This window comes from Ensifer sp. Root954 (assembly GCF_001429005.1).
Taxonomy (GTDB): Bacteria; Pseudomonadota; Alphaproteobacteria; order Rhizobiales; family Rhizobiaceae; genus Ensifer; species Ensifer adhaerens.
Genome location: NZ_LMJM01000051.1, coordinates 14,857 through 32,235 on the forward strand (window position 1 = coordinate 14,857; position 17,379 = coordinate 32,235).

Sequence of the window (17,379 nt, forward strand, 5' to 3'; positions counted from 1 at the left end):
ATCTCCTTCCATGCCGGCGCCCACCTTCGCCCGCAAAACTGGACCTATACTTCTCGCCGGCGTCGCGCTGCTGATGCTATGCGCCCCGCTGGTGATGTATCCGCTGTTCCTCATTAAAATCCTGTGCCTCGCGCTGTTCGCGGCAGCTTTCAACCTCGTACTCGGGTATGCAGGCCTACTTTCATTCGGACATGCCGCCTTCTTTGGTGGCGGGGCTTACATCGCGGCGCATGCCGCCAAGGTTTGGCACCTGCCGTTTGAACTCGCCGTGCTTTCCGGCACACTTTTCGCTGCCATCCTCGGCTTCGTGTTTGGAGCCTTGGCCATCCGTCGTCACGGCATCTACTTCGCAATGATCACGTTGGCGCTTGCGCAAATGGTCTACTTTATGGCCGTGCAGATGCCGTTCACAGGCGGAGAGGATGGGATTCAGGCGGTTCCGCGCGGGTACCTGCTTGGAACAATCGATCTGCGGAACATCACCGCCATGTACTATACGGTGCTCGGCGGGACCGTGTTAGGCCTCGTGGTCATCTGGCGAGCAGTGAACTCCCCCTTTGGCCACATCCTGGCTGCGATCCGTGAAAACGAGACCCGAGTGACGTCTCTCGGCCTCAAACCTGAGCGCTACAAGCTAATAGCATTCACGCTCTCAGCGAGCCTGTCAGGTTTCGCAGGATCCCTCAAGGCGATTGCCTTCCAACTCGCCTCGCTCGTCGATGTGACTTGGCATATGTCGGGCGAAGCCATCCTCATGACACTGCTGGGCGGCATGGGAACGCTAATTGGGCCCATCGTCGGAGCGTCTATCATCGTCGGCTTGGAGCATTTCCTGTCGACCAGCGGCCTGCCGATCACTTTCGTCATCGGCCTGTTCTTCGTCGTCTGCGTGATGGTCTTCAGGCGCGGAGTGTTTGGAGAACTTAAAGCGGCCTTAGAGCGCCGCTCAAACTAACCATAAGTCTCGTTATGCAAGCGTTATTGGCCGGGGTCTTGTGCAACCCCGGCTCTTTTGTTTATCAACCACGGATGCAGGAACGCGCTCCGAAGAGATAACCGATGGCGGCAGCCATAATCAGTTGCACGACGCTCGCCAGGTCCGGCGATATGTGCGCGCGGCCTTCTGCAGCCGGCGCAATACTGGGGAGCAATCCACCGAAAATCGCCCAAATGGCCACCACCACCGCTGCAAAGACAACCGCCGCAAGTATCGGCAGGCTCGGGGAAGCAGCCGTGCCCATGGCTGGCGCTGGCGAGGCGGGACGATGCGCAGACGCCGCGCTCACATCGGAACCGTTTGCTGCAGGCGTAGTGCCCTGCTGTTTCTGCTTCGTTTCAACAGGATCGGATCGATCGGTCGATTCACGCACCCCTTGGCGCGCTTGGATTTCTTGCGCAAAACGTTTGAAGAATTGGCCGGACATCTGTTTCGCCGTCACGTCGATAAGGCGCCCCCCAAGCTGTGAAAGCTTCCCACCTATCTGCGCGTCGACCGTGTAGTGCAAGACGGTTCCGTCTACGACCGACTCGAGCCGCACATTCGCGACGCCCTTCGCGAAACCGGCGACGCCGCCCTGCCCCTCGCCTGTGATCTTGTAACCGTTCGGCGGATCGAGATCGGACAATGTAACCGCCCCCTGAAAGCGCGCTTTTACGGGACCAACCTTGATAACTGCGACCGCCGCCATCTCCGTATCCGAGGACTTCGTAAGCTCTTGGCAGCCGGGGATGCACACCCTTAGCACCTCAGCGTCGTTAAGCGCGCTCCACACCTCCTCCTTGGTTGCTGCGATATGCTGTTGACCCGTCATATCCATGGACTTTCCTCCTCATATATCTTTGCGATCGCCCTTCCTGTCAGGGCCAGCAGGTCGCTTGACATTCGTACATTAAGTCTAATAATGCAAGTTACAATGACAATAATGACCCACTGAGGGCGAATATCGGAGGAAAGCCCAAATGGCATGTTTCCCACCAACTGCACACCGCACCGCGGTCACATCGGCCCAGCACTGTCGCCGGGTTCTTCACTCCTTGGTGGAAGCGTCCATCCGCAAGGCGACGATATGAAACCGGCGCAATTCGAATACCTCGCCGCATCGACCATAGCCGAGGCCGCTGAAGCACTAGCCGCTGCGGACGGTGACGGCAAAATTCTCGCGGGCGGCCAGAGCCTGATGCCTATGATCAATTTCCGCCTGGTAAAGCCAGCCATCCTCGTCGACATCAATCGTATCGCCGGTCTCGATCGGATCGAACTACAAGGGGATCGGCTGCGCATTGGAGCCACGGTCCGCCATCATATGACGGCTACTGACGCTCTGGTTCAGACGCATCTTCCGATCTTGCACGACGCTATGCACCACGTCGCGCACATGACCGTACGTAATCGCGGGACGTTTTGCGGGAGCGTTTGCCACGCAGATCCCGCGGCTGAAATGCCCATGATGACACTCCTTCTCAATGGCACGATCACGGCCTGCTCCATCCGAGGTGAACGACATATCCCAGCCTCAGAGTTCTTCGTCGGCTCACTCATGAACGCCCTTGAGCCAGACGAATTCGTCACTGCAATCGAAATCGACACGCTGCCTGCCGACACGGGATGGGGCTTCGAAGAATTCTCCAAGCGTCACGGGGACTTCGCGCTGGCTTGCGTCGCTACAACAATGCGTAGCGTTGACGGCGTGGCCTGTGACGTCCGCTTCGGCATGATGGGCGTCGGTGAGACGCCGCTGCGCCTGTCAGAGATCGAACAACTCATCGAGGGGAAGACGATATCCGACCACCTCCTAGCCGACATCGCGGAAACCCTGAACGGCGCACTGCACCCGAACACGGACATACATGCTTCCGCGGATTATAGACGGCATCTTGCCGGAGTACTTGCACGACGCGCCATTCGCAGCGCGTGGAAACGGGCACATCCTCAGGAGAGCAAGGCCGATGACTGAGAGAGCAATCACCGTCACCGTCAACGGTTTGAGCTACACGAAGTCGATCGAGTCGCGCTTGCTGCTCAGCGACTTCCTGCGCCATGAGTTGGGGCTAACCGGCACGCACGTTGGTTGCGAACACGGGGTGTGCGGGGCTTGCACGGTCATTCTGAATGGGCGGAGTGCCAGATCTTGTCTTACGCTTGCAGTGCAGACTGACGGCATGCAGATCGAGACCATCGAAGGACAGGGGGACGTGGAAAACCTGGGCCGCGTCCAAGACGCATTCCGGCAGCATCACGGCCTTCAATGCGGATTCTGCACACCCGGTTTCATTATGGCCGTGACCGACCTCCTGCGACACCACCCACTCGAGACCGACGACCAGATCCGGGAGGCGCTGTCAGGCAACATCTGTCGCTGCACGGGCTACGAACACATCGTCGACGCCGTCCGCGAACTGGCAAAAGAAAGAGGACCCCTGAAATGAAGATGCACTTTCTCGCGGGCGGCCGCTTGCGCATGCGCCGATCCATCTACTTCTCTGGGGCCGCAAAAGAAGAAACGATCGAGTTGCCGGTGCATGCAACGCTGATACGGCACTCTCAAGGCAACGTACTTTTCGACAGCGGATGCAACCCCGGAGCCGCAATCGATCCACAGGCGCGCTGGGGCGGCCTAAGCAAGGTCATGACACCGATCTTCGCACCCGAGCAAACGGTTGTGTCTGAACTCAAGCGACTTGGATTGACACCCGGCGATATCGACGTCGTGATCTGCTCACATCTTCATCCGGACCACTGCGGCTGCAATGCGAGTTTCCGGCGCGCCACGATCCTCTGTCACGAGGCGGAACTGGACGCCGCGAAAGCTGACGGCGCTGAGCAACAGGGCTATCTGAAAAGTGAGTGGGAGCAACCCCAAGGTTTCCAGACATTCAGGGATGAACACGACGTTTTCGGCGACGCGCGTGTCGTACTTCTTCCGATGCCGGGGCATACCCCTGGGATGACTGTAACTCGGCTGACGCTGGAACGAGACGGAACGTTCATTCTCGCTTCAGACGCGGCCCCTCTACAAAAGAACATTGACGACGGGATCGCGCCCAAAAACACGTGGAACATGGATCTAGCCGAACAGGCGCTTGGACGGCTCAAGACGTTCAGGGACGGTGGCGACACAGTCATCTCTGGGCATGATGACACGCAGTGGCAAACCTTGCGAAAAGGTACGGAGTTCTACGAATGAGCCAGCACGACCACTCCGTCGAGCTCCGCCCCAAACTCGTTGGCCAAAGGATAAGGCGCACCGAAGACCCGCGGCTCCTAGCGGGCGTCGGACAGTATGTAGATGACATGGCACCGGCGGGAATGCTCCATGTCGCGTTGCGGCGATCCGATCAGCCGCACGCGCGTATCGTGGGGGTCGATATTGGAGACGCCTTTTCCGTTCCGGGCGTCGTGGGGATATACGACGCAACGGACCTCGAAAACGACATCAAACCCGCCATTCCCACGTCGCGAATGCCCGGTTACTACGCCACCCCGATCTGGCCGCTGGCACGAAAAAAAGTGCGTTATGTAGGGGAACCGGTGGTCGCCGTCGTTGCGGAAAGCCGCTATGCCGCCGAAGACGCCTTGGAACATATCAACATTGAATACGAACCCCTGCCATTCGCCATCAGGCAGGTTGACGCAGTCAAAGACGATGCTCCCTTGTTGCACGAGGAAGCTGGGACGAACACGATCATTCGACGTGAATTCAAACGTGGCGACGTCGACGCCGTATTCGAGGGCGCAGCGGTCACGGTCAAAGGTCGTTTCCGCATGACGCGCAAGACCGCAGTCGCAATGGAGAACCGATCCTATCTCGCCGAATGGGATGCCCGGAAGCAGTCTCTGACCCTCTACACATCCTCTAACATCCCTGGCGTGATACGCGACGTGTTATCTGAATGTCTGGGGCTTCCCGGCACCCGCCTCCGAGTGGTCGCTCCGGACGTGGGCGGCAGTTTTGGCGGAAAGGGATCCCTGTATGGCGAGGAAATGCTGGTCTGCCTCCTGGCCCGGAAACTCAAACGGCCGGTGAAGTTTATCAGCGATCGCCTTGAAGATCTCTCCGCGACAAGCCAAGCGTTCGACGAGTTGATCGACGCCGAACTTGCGGTGACGAAGGATGGGATGTTGATCGGGTTGCGAGCCGAGGTCATCGGCGACGTCGGGGCGTACTCAATCTACCCTTGGACTGCCGCGCTGGAGACAGTCCAAGTAGTCAGTTTCCTACCCGGTCCCTATAGAATGGAACACTATCGGGGCCGCATCAGAGGGGTTCTTACACCAAAACCACCCACTGGCCCCTACCGCGGCGTTGGTCGTCCCTCGTCCACATTTGCGATGGAACGCCTTGTCGAGATGGCGGCACGGAAGCTCGGAATGGATCCTGTCGAGTTTCGTAGAAGGAACTTGGTCCGGGCCGAAGAATTTCCGTATCGCACCGCTTCGGGCATCATTTGGGACAAGTCGGCATTCCAGGAATGCCTAGCAGGCGCTTGCGATCACGTTGACTATCCCAATCTGGTTCGAGAACGCGACAGGGCGAGAAAGGAAGGCCGCTGGGTTGGGATTGGGCTTGCGAGCTACGCGGAATTGACCGGGATTGGATCGCGGATATCGGTGGCGCCTGGTATGCCCATCAACACAGGCACGGAAACGTCGAAGATCGAAATTGACGCCACCGGGGCCGTCACTGCGGCCTTCGGCATTTCGTCTCACGGCCAGGGGCTGGAGACGACGCTCGCCCAGGTGATTGTTGACGAACTTGGGTGCAAGCTCGAAGACATTGTGGTCAGGCACGGCGACAGTTCGCTGGTTCCGATGTCGAGCGGAACCTACGCTAGCCGTTCGGCGGTGCTGGGTGGAGGCGCGGCGACCTTGGCGGCTCGCGCGGTCAAGGCAAAGGTGCTGCGTGCCGCAGCCTATCTAATGGAGCAGAGCGCCGAAGATCTCGATATCCAAGACGGTATTGTCACGAGCCGCGCCTCGAACCTAACGATGACACTCAAAGAGGTAGCATCGGCGGTTTACACCCAGATGGGGCGTATACCCCGTGACCAGAGGGAGGACCTGATTGCGTCGGAGACATACGATCCCTATCTGGGCACGGCTTGCTCATCAACGCATCTTGCCATGGTAGAGGTTGATCCGGAGACCTACCACGTAAAGATCCTGCGGTACGTGGTGGCCGAAGACTGCGGCAAGATCATCAATCCGATGATCGTCGATGGCCAAGTGCATGGAGCCGTAGCGCAGGGGATTGGTGCCGCCCTGCTGGAAGAGATCATTCATGACGATCAAGGACAAGCAGTGGCCGCCAGCCTCGCCGACTACCTTGTTCCGGTGGCGAGCAGTATCCCCCCGATTGGGATCGTGCATATCGAGGCGGACCTCCCCAACAATGTCGGCGGCTTCCGAGGTATGGGCGAAGGGGGCACCATCGGCGCTCCGGCTACAATCGCGAATGCGGTGTCTGATGCGCTTTCGCATCTCGGTATTTCGGTGCAAACGCTTCCTGTGACACCTGAACGAATATTCCAGATGCTTCGCGACCGGATATAAGACAACCTTTCGCCGCCCAGAGGCGGACCACTATAGATGCCTATTCGGATTTTCGTGTGGGATCGGATCCGCACGGCACACGTTCCGGCACGAAGCGTCCGAATAGCCTATAGATCAAACGGATACCGAAGAACGTAGTCGGTGTCCTTAGCCGCAATTGGCTTCTTGCATTCCGAGCAAACGACGACCGCCGAGAAATCCTGCCCGCACGCCTTGTGCCGCAGCCGCATCGGCGGCTTGCCGTCCGCCAGCCATCGATCGCCCCAGGCCATCATCACCAGCATCGGCTTGTAGAGATCAAGGCCCATCTCCGTGAAGCGATATTCAAACCGGTCACCCGAATTGTACGGAACTTTTCGAAACACCTCCGCCTGCACCAGTCTCGCCAGACGATCGGCTAGAATATTGGTCGCAATGCCCAGGTTTTCGCGCATCTCCTCGAAGCGCCGAACTCCGTTCCAACCTTCTCTGAGAACCAAAAAGCTCCACCGATCGCCGATGATCCCGAGGGTTCGCGCTACCGAACATGGCCTAACCCTTTCCAGCAACGTCGCGTCCGAACTTCGACGCGACGTTGGCCGGTTCTCGACCGGTGCATAGCCGGCGCCTGGTCCGTCGCGGGGGGCAACCTCCCGTGCGGTAAAGGGCTCCAGGCATTCACTGCAGGCAGTCACCGGATGACACTCACAACCGCAGTTTTTGTGGATCAATTGGAGTGGCGGCTGCTTATCGCCTGCCAACCATTTGTCGCCGAATTCCATCATAGACAGCATGGTAGGAAACAGGTCTTTCCCTCGGACGGTCAGGAAATACTGTTGCCCGGGCTCTCCTGGCCGCTTTCCCACGCTTAGAATCTCGTTGGCCACCAATGACGAAAGCCGTGACGATAGCGTTTGTCGGGGTATGCCGAGCCTTTGTTGAAATTTGTCGAAGCGGCGAACCCCGAAATAGGCCTCGCGGAGAATCAAGAAGTTCCACGTGTCGAGAACGATCTCCATGGTCCGGCGCACCGACGACTGGCGCTGCATCAGCCGGCCCGGTTTACCTTCGTCCTTAGGAGGTTGATCGAAATTCAGCGGGGTCGTGTCTGTCTTATCCAAAGGAATTTCAACTCTTCACAAGGGCACGTTCGCCAACGATTGGCTGTGACATTGTAAGCAAAGAAGTCTAACAATGAAAGTCGTCTCTTGGAGCTCCCGCTGGGCACGGCGGCGGTTCTGATCTCTCCGCCGCCTTGTTTCCCTTATGCAACCTTCAAGGAGTGTCTTGGCAGTATGGCCGGCTGGGTGTCTGGCTGGCTGAGAAGCGTAAAATGGGAAAGACGCATCCGCAGATCACCGCTTTCTCTTGCAAGGTGAACGCTGGCGGCGCTCGTCTCTTCGACCATGGCGGCGTTCTGTTGGGTTAGTCGATCCATTTGCGTGATCGCCGTGTTCACTTCGACGAGGCCGATGGACTGATCTCGCGCACTATTCGCGATCTGTGACATATGTTGGTTGATCCTGGTCACATAGTCGCCGATCTCGCGTAACGCAGCTCAGGTTTCGCCCCGGGTGGCCGAGAATGCGGGGCGCACCAGACCAGGAGCGGCGAGCACCCCCACTCCGAGCGCTGAACCGATGATGAACCGGCGACGGCTGACCAGCGCCTTCTGCATGAAGTCATTCATGTCCATTTCAGCATTCCTCCTCTCGAGCGCCCAAAGGACGCAGGTGTTCGTTGCCAACTGTTGAGCGACAGCGGCGAAAAAAACTAGACGATTTTTACACTCGTAAATTTCCTACCCCTCCTCGGGCAGGCCATGACATCTAAATCCAAACAGGAGAACGGCCAATTGCTAAATGGATTTAGCAATTGGTTTAGCAAAAAATATTTCGACAGGGCGGCTGTCGCCGTGCCGTTTAAAGTCTCATGGCGCCGCCAACAAGCGTAGCTCAACGAAGCTTTGCAGGAATCAAAACTTTTGGCACGTCAACTTCTGGGAAATCGTCTATCAGCGCGAAGCTTGCGGCAATCATGGCGTCCACGTCTTGGCGAACCATCGTAACGTCGTAGGGCATCTGTGCGGCGAAGGGATCCCAGTCGAATGCCGCGATCTTAGTCAAATTCCAGCTATCCCTTGGCAGGTTCGCTAGGAACGCTGCGGCGCCTTCAAGGCCGGTGATGCCGTTGACGAAGAGACCCGCCGGCAGACGCCCGAGTTCCGCGTACCGTTCGGCAAGGGCCGCTTCCGCAATCCGCGGCGAGTACCCTTCGCAACGGAAAGCGCCTTCGCCGATTTGCACGCCGTGTTTCCCGAGTGCGGTTTTGAAACCTTCGATGCGTTCTCGTGTTGAGTTATCATCGCGAACACCCCCGAAGAAAAACCAGTCATCAACGGGGAGTCCGGCCTCGAAGAGTTTACTGATCATCAGTTCGGTAATGGCCAGGGCAGCTCCGCGGTTGTCCGACACGACTGACGGCGCTTTCGGCCCCGGAAGGTCAACATTGATACAGGGGATGCCCGCAGCTGCGCACATGTCGTTCAACGGCGAAGGATCGCGCACACCTGCGATAAACAAAAACTCGACCTGTTGCGCTAGCAGCGTTTCCGTTATCCGCGCCTCTATGGATGGCTCGCGCTGTGTGCTGACGACTATCGGACACAGGTTTCGCTCGCGAGCTTCGGCCTCGAAGGCCTCGGCCAGGCCAGCAAAGAACCGATTGCGGTAGTGCGGCAGAACCATGCCGCAAAGGCCGGATCTCGAGAGGCGCAAGGCCCGCGCCTTCTGATTGGCCGAATAGCCGAGTTCACCAGCGCATCTGAGGATGTGCGATGCAGTCTCCGGCTTGATGCGGTGTTTTTTCCACTGGCCATTCAACACCAGGCTTACTGCGGTCGTTGATGCGGAACTCGCCGCAGCGATATCATAAATGGTCGGCCTGCGTTTGGTGGTCTTCATAGCTTCAACCGTAATTCGATTTAGCGGTGGTCGTCGATTTCGCCGAGACTATTCCGCGTCATCACCACAACTGATTGATTTCATCATCACATTTGAGAATTCACTAGGTCAATTCCGTCAAATGCGTCCGCTGCTCGGGTAGGCTGCGACGGAGTTTGCCGAACGTGGCTCTGCGCGAAAGCCTCTCGAGAAGCGATCGCCTCTGAGCGCTATCGGGAACACAAACTGGTTAGCCCATCGCGGGCCGGATAACAAAATCGGGCAAGTGCATCCAACACTATAAGTTGTATAATTAGCCAATGCTAAATCTGGAACCAAGGAGATGGTCGATGAGGTACTTTTGTGCATTTGGACTCTTAGGGTTGGAAATCCTCTCGGCGGCGACCGCCAACTCTCAGGAAATCCTCGTTAATCGATACGATGTGCTGGTTCAGCACGACAAGCTGAACGTGTTCCAGAAAACAGGGCAAGAACTCGACACCGACGAAGGCAGAGCCCTCGTTGCCGCCGCGTGCGCATACTTCGGCTGTGATCCCAGCAAAGTCAGTGCCGGCATCGCGGGGGCGGCGAAGCTGATTGTGCCAGGCGGCCAGCAAGACATGAAAGGTCTGATCCAGACACCCGTCGGGTATACGATTTGCTATGCCGCACCCGCGAACCCGAATATGGGGTCGGGCGACAAGGGCGTAGAAACTCACGGCGACACTACGTTCAATACGACTTTGCTTCGCGTTGCGCCGGGCGTTAGCGACCTGGATGGACTTGCTTGGTACATGTCGGTGCCATTTAAAGCTGGAACCGATACCAGGGTGAATGCCGTTTTCGATGTGACGTGGGTTAAGGCAAGCCCCGGATGGCAGCAGAAATATCCTCAATGTCGCAAAAGAGGCGAGCATCCATGGCTTGCCAGAAATAACGAAACGCAGCTGAACGTGCCTTGCACACTCGGAACCGCTGTCTGTGAGTAGGCCTGACCTAAGACATAGGACGTGACTGTCATCACCAGCCTTGTTCGGTTCTTCACGCACGCCTGGAGTAGGCTATGTCTCAATCAACGTTGCGAACCATCTGGATGACAGCAGCGCTGCTCATATTCGTGTTCGTCTTCAACATGTACGGAGGAACTCAAAAGGCAGAGTTTTCTCTGGGCATCACGCTTCCCATCGAATTCAAGGCCGCCGAGAACATTACGCCTGTAGGCTACGCTCTCCATGGCCTCCGAGCGATTGCCCTGTTTTTCTGGGCGATACCTTTCCTAGCCTGGATACACGCGCGAGGCGAATCTGGATCGGCGGCCTCCGCCTTCCCGTTTCGCTTGCTGGACATCGCGCCCGCTAGCAAACCTGGCGTTGTCGTTCAGGTTTTAGCGTTCCTGCTTTTGATCTTGTTCCCCTTGGGTTCAGCGTACCACTTCTGGCAAATACTCGAACGCAGAGCGATGGTATGTCGTCCGGACCCTGCAACTCCCTGCCAGGGGATTTGGAGCAGACCAGAAGTTCCAGCCGGATTTTGGGATCATACCTACCGGTTGACTGAAGGCGCATCGAACAATGGCCCAACCTATGAACCCATCATCGAACCGGTACTTGCCTCGGTCATGTTAATCGTAGCTATCGGCTTTGTAGGTCTGCTGCTGAGGGAAATGTATCGGGCCCAAAATCGACCGGCCACTGTCGGTCATACCTGAGTCGTTGTCGCGACGAGTCAATCCAAGTGATGTTTTCGTGTGGCACTCACACTTCTTACGATCAGGAGGCTGAACCGGCTCCTGATCGTAAAAATCTCCTCACAAACCCTTTTCTTTTGGAGGAGCCTCCGTCTCGGATGCGCGAAGAGCTTTTCTACGAGGAGGATTTTGTCTGTGCCGGGCGGGGCGATCACCCTGCCCTCGCCGGCGCACTCGATCTCGACAGCTATCTATCGCTGCGGCATCTTCAGGTATCGACCAGCGGCAATCCGCATGGCTACGTGGATAGCTTCTTGGCGGAGCGCGGGTTGAAGAGAAAAGTCGCTGTTACCGTCGGACACTTCCTGATGGCACCGTATTTGGTCGACTCCTCGGACCTAGTGGTCGAGATCCCGCCGTTCCGAGTCGTTCAAGCATGGCACGCACGCCATGATGCGGATTCCGGTCACGAATGGCTTCCACGCGTGCTTCGTGAAATCTCGCAACAGACGTGACGTTGGGGCCGATGTCACTTCCACGCGGACTGAAGCGATAAGCGATAGACGGTCCCCACAATGGCTGAAAAAACCACCGCACCGATAGAACGGTGCGGCGTCGTTGGACTACTTGCTTATGTCACGCTGGCCGGTCTCCGGTAGCAACGCTGTGCACAACAGCGACAAGAGCGCAAGACCGGCTACAAACGCAGCTGTCGGATATGCGGACTGATAATGATCGACGAGGCCGGCAGCCAACAACGGAGCCAGTCCGCCGCCAATGATGCCCCCCATGTTGTACGCGATCGCCGAACCGGAAAAACGGACATCCGTTGGAAACAGTTCGCCCGTGAAGGACGGAATCACCCCGTATACCGCCGAATAGGCTACCATCAGCAAGCACGAACCCGCCAACATCGGCAGGAACATACCCGTGTTGAACAGCAGCCAGAACGGATAGATGCTGAGGAAAATGAATACGAAGCCCTGCATCAGGCACTTCCGTCGACCCAGACGGTCCGACCTGGCTGCCGCATAGGGAATTGCGAACAGGTGGGTTGAGACCGCGAGCATCGATATCAGCAGGATTTCCGCGCGGGTCATGCCGAGCGTCTTCGTCGCGTAACTCAGGCTGAACACCGTGAAGGTATAGAACGTCGCGAAATGGCAGATGTTCGCACCACTCGCTAGAAGCAGCATCTTCGGATGATTCCTGAAAAGTGCCGAAATTGGCAGCTTCTTGGTCTCGTTGGCAGTGCGTTTTGCGTTGCGCGCCTCGAACATCGGGGACTCCGGCACGCGGCTACGCACATAGATTCCCACCGCCAAGAGGAGAAGGCTGGCCAAGAAGGAAATCCGCCAGCCCCAGGACATAAAGTCGGCTTCATCCATGAGGTAGTTCGTCCCAAGGAACATGGCGGACGAGAAGACAAAGCCGAACACGGGGCCGATGTTGTTGAGACCTGCATAAAAACCGCGCCGCTTTGCCGGCGCATGTTCCAGCAACATGATCACTGCGCCCGAGTATTCTCCCGCATAGGCAAAACCCTGAATGAAGCGGAAGACACACAGTAGGAGCGGCGCGATGAAACCCGCGCTCGCATAGGTCGGCAGAAAACCGATGGCAGCTGTGCTCAATCCCATCGCGACGAGAGTGAGGAAAAGCAGCTTCTTTCGCCCCAGCTTATCGCCGTAGTGACCAAGGACGATCGATCCGATGGGACGAGCGACAAACGAAATTGCGAACGTGGTCAGCGACAGCAGCAGCGACACGTTCGGATCGGTCGATGGGAAGAAAAGCGGAGCGAAAATGAGTGCGGCCGCGGTTCCGAACAGGTACAGATCATAGGCTTCGAGCGCCGTTCCGAAGATACTCGCGAACATCACGCGACGCATTACACTCTCGTCAAACGCCGCCGTCGCGACGCCGCGACCGTCTGCCGCCGTATTAACTGACATAAATACCTCCCTGCCGGACGAAGGTACGCCCGGTTTTTTTTAGAATTGGCGATTGGAATAGCGGCGCAACCTCCTCCCGGTCGCGCCGCTTCATAGCTCAGGCATCCAAGGCGAGCATTTCCCGAACTTCCTGCGGAGTTGCAGGTTCTCGTCCTGCAGCGCGGATGACGCGCACCGTCTCGCGGATAAGCACTTCATTGGTCGGATGACCAAGCTCTGGGTAGGGATAGTCACCGATGCCCATCGCCAAATGGCCGCCTCGACGGGCAATGGTATCTGCCAGGGCGAGGAGATTGCCTCCAAGAACGTTCACCGTCCATTCTATCGGCCGGTCCGAGGGAAGGAACATGAGGTGCGCCTCCAGTCCCTGAACCGTCCCTGGATGACCTGTGATAACCCTGCCGTCCGTCATGTGGAACAACATGTAGCCGGGCTCTTCGATCAACCCCATGTCCATGAGCATAAGGGCCCGCCGGGTAAAGCCGACCGACCAGCTGACCATTTTGGGCTTCACACCCGCCCGTTTCAGTTCGCGAGCATAGTGCATCAGGGAGTCAGTCGTGTTCACATAGATGCGCTCTGCGAACGAAATGCCACGCTCCTCGCCATCGTAGGCTTCCAGGTTTGCGCTCCCAGTATCGATGGGAGCGATGTCAGGCTTCGTGATTGGATCTTGCGCAAGTCGAACTACGTTGTCGATGCGGCTGCGAGCGTCGGTATCGTTCGAGAAGAAGCCGAGGGTGGGTAGAATGAGGATGTCCGACTTCGCCCTGACCTTCCGGATAATCTCGTCATACGCTTCGAACGTGTTGAGCGGCTGGCCGTCTACCATGCGTGCGTGAAAATGGAGGATCGACGCACCCTCTTCACGTACGCGCGCAGCCGTCTCGGCGATCTCATTGGAGGTCCAGGGGACGTTCTTGTTGTGGTCACGCATCGCATATTCGTTGATGCGAGCCTCAAGGATAAGTTTCTTCATCTCACTCCCCCGGAATTCTATTTCTCTGTGCCGCGAAGAACGCGGATGAAGTAGTCATCGTCACCAACCTGCCCCCCCTTGAGGAGAACCTCGAGCCCATCGAGCCCGCCCCCCATCAGTTCGCAGAGATGCCCGTGCTGCACCCGGTCGAAGACTTTGATGGTCAGAGATTCCGCGTCGCTGTTGCGAACGGCATAGCTTGAACTGTCGCCGCCGGCGAAGACCACGCGTTGGATGCCCGCTTGCTTCCGCGCTGCGATCATGAGCTTGGCATATACGAAGCCAATGAGCTGTGGTGGGATGTCTTCAAAGCGCGCCCGATCCATGTCATTTCCGCGGGCAGTGTAGACGATCGTAGGTCGATTGGCCGCCAAGTTCGTCATGATCTCTGGCTTCAGAACGTCGATCTTTTGATTGACTGCTCGCTCGTCGCCCAACTCTAGCGGATCAAGGTGGATGGTCGCCCAACCTGACTGCGCTGCTAGGTCGATCTGGCGACCCGTCTGGATGGCGCAGCTTCCTGACAGCACCAGGAGATTCGACGATGGAGAAATTGCAGTTCGAACTTCGATGAGTTCCGAACGCTCCTTCTTGTCCGCAAGGTGCTTGCCTAGATGCTGGGCCAGTCCCTGAGCGGCGACCGCGAAAACCGGGCGGCTTTGGTGACGCTCCCACAACGCACTAGCGATATTTTCAAGATCGCGGTTTTCGACACCATCGAAGATAACGCCTGCGCCTTCGGCAAGGAGCTCCCTGAGACGATCCACCAGAACATCTCGATCTCGGATTTCCGGCAGAAGGATGTTCGCAAACCGTATAGAACATAGGGTCTCCAGATGCCGGCGCAGATCCGCCTCCTTCATCGGAGTGCGAGGATGGTTGGACATGCTCGGGTGCCTGTCCAGGCGAACGATCTCGGCCCCGAACTTGGCATAGTGGTTGCCGAACGCAGTGTATCGACCGAAATCGGGCGTAGCCGCGAGTACAACGAGGTCAGAACCGCTGGGAGCGATGGTTTCCGCGACGTAGCCAAAGTTGCCGACCTGCGCGGCCGAGTCAAACGTTGAGCAGATCTTGTATTGAAGGAAGGTGCAGCCCAAAGCGCGAAGCGCTTCGTAGGCCGGGCTCACCTCCTCGGCAATCTGGGTGTTGTTGAGCGCCCTTGCAGTTCCGGCAAAGCCCACCACGTCCAGGTGTGCCGCTGCTTCGCGCAGCGCATCGATGGGCGGCATCTTCAGGTAAAGCCGCGCCCTGAGGCCGCTCCTATGAAACTGAGCGAGGTTCTCCGACGACCCCGTAAAGTCGTCGCCATAAAAGCCAACGAGCGGCCTCTTCGCGTGCATGTTTTCTCCTCCCGGTCGCGCTGGGATACGACCTCCAGCACTTGACATTACTCATAGGGAAGGATCATATCGAGGTCAAGATCATACCTCATACCTTTGGTTTGATCGAAGCTATTTTTCGGGAGGTCATCAATGCGATTGAATGGGAAGACGGCAATTGTAACGGGTGCGGCGCGAGGCATTGGCAGGGCCATCGCTGTAGCTTTTGCCCGTGAAGGCGCAGAGGTCGTAGTGTGCGACCGCGATGCGGAGGCTGCGGAAGCCACCGCTCACGAAATCGGATCGGCGGCACTTGCGGTGCGCGCCGACATCTCAGTCGACGAAGACGTGAATGGACTTGTAAGTCAGACACTTAGCAAGTTCGGCAAGATCGACATCCTCGTCAACAATGCCGGGGTCGGAGCTACCACGCTGTTCCTCGAAAGCTCCAGGGAGGAGTTCGAAAGGGTTGTCCGTATCAATCTGACCGGCACTTTCCTGGTATCACAGGCCGTCGGCCGGACTATGGCGGAGCGTCGAAGCGGGTCGATCGTAAACATCGCCTCGCTCTCCGGTCAGAAAGGCGGGGTGGGTCGGTCCGCCTACGGCGCTTCGAAGGCGGGCGTCGAGCTTCTCAACAAAGTGATGGCGGTTGAACTCGCTGACTACGGGATCAATGTAAACGCCATCGCACCTGGGCCGATCCTGACCGAAGTGTCCCGCACTATGCACACGATTGAAACCCGGGAGGCATACCATCGGCTTGTTCCACAACGTCGCTACGGAGAGCCCGAAGAAATCGCGGACGCGGCCGTATTCCTTGCCAGCGATGAGGCTCGCTACATCACCGGGCATACATTGAACGTTGACGGCGGGTTCCTCGCGGCGGGCCTACTGTTCCCGTTCGATCCCAAGAGCTCAACCAAACTCGCCGACGAACGATAGGCGCTCTCGCAGGCACATCAACAATTGGTTGGTGTTGCCGGCGCCCAACATTTCTCTTAGGTGTATTTGGCGGGGTGGTATAACGTATAACGACCACCCCGACTCTACTGGGGAGTGGAGTTGGGATGCTGAAAGGAACGCCAAGTGCTGGACGGAACTAAGAAATATCAGACGCGAGTCGAATTCGCGTTGGATTATATTACCCAGGAGATCGCCCAGGGCAATCTCAAGGCCGGCGACAAGCTCCCCAATGAAAAGGACCTGGCCGAACAGCTCGGTATCAGCCGAACTCCGATCCGCGAAGCGATGAAGACGCTTGCCGTCGCTGGTCTGATCGACATCCGGCACGGTCATGGAAGCTACGTTCGTGGGGAACAGGGTGCTCCAGCGTTGCCGCTGAATCTCTTCCAGCTTTATCTTCAGGATTCCACTCCCGAGATGCTTATGGAACTGCGGGATATTTTCGACCGCAACTGTACCGAACTCGCGGCACAACGTCGAACAGATGCCGACCTTACCAAAATGCGCGAATGTATCGACAGACTAAAGGCCCTGACGGAACAGCCAGACGCTTCCTTGGACGACATGTTGAAGGCCGACCTGGATTTCCACCGCGCGATTTATGAGGCGACGGGGAACAAGCTTATCGTGACGGTCGCCGACTTCGTCCTCAATATGGTGGCCCCTTGGGTCAAGAAGTCACTGGACGTGAGTGGACGAATTCGCGCCGTGGATCTGCATGAGCAGATGTATGCGTCCATCGTCGACCAAGAAGTTGGGGTACCAAGCCGCTTGAGCGTCGACGCCAACATGAAGCATTTCAAGCAGTCTCTTGACCAAGAGTAGAACACAAACATTGGCGTACGGCTCATCACCCTCTTCGATTCTCACGCCGATGTAAGAGTGGCGTCCCGGCTTCGGCCTAACCCAGGTCTCCGGCATCCTGGTCGACTGCATTCTGGCCTGCGATCGACTTAGGGAAGTGCCGACAGCGAACAGGCCGACACCGCGGGTTCGATA

The 17,379-nt window shown here is 57.5% G+C and carries 18 protein-coding genes; 10 read left to right on the plus strand and 8 right to left on the minus strand.

Annotation, left to right across the window (positions count from 1 at the left end; all coding sequences use genetic code 11):
• The first annotated feature begins 10 nt into the window (after positions 1–10).
• The gene (locus ASE71_RS29435) at positions 11–955 is read left to right on the plus strand and encodes a branched-chain amino acid ABC transporter permease (RefSeq protein WP_060521816.1); all 945 of its coding nucleotides are present in this window, start codon (positions 11–13) and stop codon (positions 953–955) included.
• Positions 956–1,019: 64 nt separating this feature from the next.
• Here the strand turns inward: ASE71_RS29435 and ASE71_RS29440 are convergent, their stop codons facing one another.
• Entirely contained in the window at positions 1,020–1,817 is a 798-nt protein-coding gene (locus tag ASE71_RS29440) for an SRPBCC family protein (protein ID WP_060521603.1), read from the minus strand.
• Positions 1,818–1,964: 147 nt separating this feature from the next.
• Here ASE71_RS29440 and ASE71_RS29445 point away from each other — a divergent pair, with 147 nt between their 5' ends.
• Genes ASE71_RS29445 through ASE71_RS29460 form a run of 4 tightly spaced genes read left to right on the plus strand, consistent with a single transcriptional unit; the run spans position 1,965 to position 6,550 of the window.
• A complete protein-coding gene (locus tag ASE71_RS29445) occupies positions 1,965–2,954 on the plus strand; it encodes an FAD binding domain-containing protein (protein ID WP_113544693.1) in 990 nt (329 codons plus the stop codon).
• Positions 2,947–3,426, plus strand: a complete 480-nt coding sequence (locus ASE71_RS29450; protein ID WP_060521605.1) for a (2Fe-2S)-binding protein — start codon at positions 2,947–2,949, stop codon at positions 3,424–3,426. Before ASE71_RS29445 ends, ASE71_RS29450 begins: the two co-directional genes overlap by 8 nt.
• Positions 3,423–4,184 (plus strand): N-acyl homoserine lactonase family protein, encoded by a 762-nt coding sequence (locus ASE71_RS29455; RefSeq protein WP_060521606.1) that lies wholly within the window; start codon positions 3,423–3,425, stop codon positions 4,182–4,184. The genes ASE71_RS29450 and ASE71_RS29455 overlap by 4 nt, the downstream gene beginning before the upstream one ends.
• Positions 4,181–6,550 carry a xanthine dehydrogenase family protein molybdopterin-binding subunit gene (locus ASE71_RS29460; protein WP_060521607.1) on the plus strand — a complete coding sequence of 790 codons (2,370 nt, stop codon included), beginning with the start codon at positions 4,181–4,183 and terminating at the stop codon, positions 6,548–6,550. The genes ASE71_RS29455 and ASE71_RS29460 overlap by 4 nt, the downstream gene beginning before the upstream one ends.
• Positions 6,551–6,657: 107 nt before the next feature.
• Here the strand turns inward: ASE71_RS29460 and ASE71_RS29465 are convergent, their stop codons facing one another.
• The 4 genes from ASE71_RS29465 to ASE71_RS29475 form a co-directional block, all read right to left on the minus strand.
• A complete protein-coding gene (locus ASE71_RS29465; RefSeq protein ID WP_244496955.1) occupies positions 6,658–7,650 on the minus strand; it encodes a winged helix-turn-helix transcriptional regulator in 993 nt (330 codons plus the stop codon).
• A gap of 143 nt (positions 7,651–7,793) precedes the next feature.
• Positions 7,794–8,039, minus strand: coding sequence for a hypothetical protein (locus ASE71_RS36070; RefSeq protein ID WP_060521608.1), 246 nt, complete (start codon positions 8,037–8,039; stop codon positions 7,794–7,796).
• A 48-nt stretch (positions 8,040–8,087) separates the two neighbouring features.
• The gene (locus ASE71_RS36075; RefSeq protein WP_156400764.1) at positions 8,088–8,225 is read right to left on the minus strand and encodes a twin-arginine translocation signal domain-containing protein; all 138 of its coding nucleotides are present in this window, start codon (positions 8,223–8,225) and stop codon (positions 8,088–8,090) included.
• Between the two features lie 259 nt (positions 8,226–8,484).
• Entirely contained in the window at positions 8,485–9,492 is a 1,008-nt protein-coding gene (locus ASE71_RS29475) for a substrate-binding domain-containing protein (RefSeq protein ID WP_060521609.1), read from the minus strand.
• A 362-nt stretch (positions 9,493–9,854) separates the two neighbouring features.
• Here ASE71_RS29475 and ASE71_RS29480 point away from each other — a divergent pair, with 362 nt between their 5' ends.
• The 3 genes from ASE71_RS29480 (at position 9,855) to ASE71_RS29490 (ending at position 11,673) form a co-directional block, all read left to right on the plus strand.
• A complete protein-coding gene (locus tag ASE71_RS29480) occupies positions 9,855–10,460 on the plus strand; it encodes a hypothetical protein (RefSeq protein WP_156400765.1) in 606 nt (201 codons plus the stop codon).
• 74 nt (positions 10,461–10,534) lie between these two features.
• Complete coding sequence (locus ASE71_RS29485) at positions 10,535–11,179, plus strand: hypothetical protein (protein WP_060634997.1); 645 nt, start codon at positions 10,535–10,537, stop codon at positions 11,177–11,179.
• Between the two features lie 137 nt (positions 11,180–11,316).
• Positions 11,317–11,673, plus strand: coding sequence for a hypothetical protein (locus tag ASE71_RS29490; RefSeq protein WP_244496956.1), 357 nt, complete (start codon positions 11,317–11,319; stop codon positions 11,671–11,673).
• A 108-nt stretch (positions 11,674–11,781) separates the two neighbouring features.
• Here ASE71_RS29490 and ASE71_RS29495 read toward each other — a convergent pair whose 3' ends face one another.
• The 3 genes from ASE71_RS29495 to ASE71_RS29505 form a co-directional block, all read right to left on the minus strand.
• Positions 11,782–13,113, minus strand: coding sequence for an MFS transporter (locus ASE71_RS29495; protein ID WP_060521612.1), 1,332 nt, complete (start codon positions 13,111–13,113; stop codon positions 11,782–11,784).
• A 97-nt stretch (positions 13,114–13,210) separates the two neighbouring features.
• Positions 13,211–14,092, minus strand: a complete 882-nt coding sequence (locus ASE71_RS29500) for a 3-keto-5-aminohexanoate cleavage protein (RefSeq protein WP_060521613.1) — start codon at positions 14,090–14,092, stop codon at positions 13,211–13,213.
• A gap of 17 nt (positions 14,093–14,109) precedes the next feature.
• The gene (locus tag ASE71_RS29505) at positions 14,110–15,435 is read right to left on the minus strand and encodes a four-carbon acid sugar kinase family protein (RefSeq protein ID WP_060521614.1); all 1,326 of its coding nucleotides are present in this window, start codon (positions 15,433–15,435) and stop codon (positions 14,110–14,112) included.
• A gap of 132 nt (positions 15,436–15,567) precedes the next feature.
• On the opposite strand from ASE71_RS29505, the gene ASE71_RS29510 reads away from it, so the two are divergent.
• Together ASE71_RS29510 and ASE71_RS29515 are read left to right on the plus strand one after the other, a co-directional pair.
• The gene (locus ASE71_RS29510; RefSeq protein ID WP_060521615.1) at positions 15,568–16,359 is read left to right on the plus strand and encodes an SDR family NAD(P)-dependent oxidoreductase; all 792 of its coding nucleotides are present in this window, start codon (positions 15,568–15,570) and stop codon (positions 16,357–16,359) included.
• Between the two features lie 144 nt (positions 16,360–16,503).
• Positions 16,504–17,205 carry a FadR/GntR family transcriptional regulator gene (locus tag ASE71_RS29515; RefSeq protein ID WP_060521616.1) on the plus strand — a complete coding sequence of 234 codons (702 nt, stop codon included), beginning with the start codon at positions 16,504–16,506 and terminating at the stop codon, positions 17,203–17,205.
• Positions 17,206–17,379: the final 174 nt, after the last annotated feature.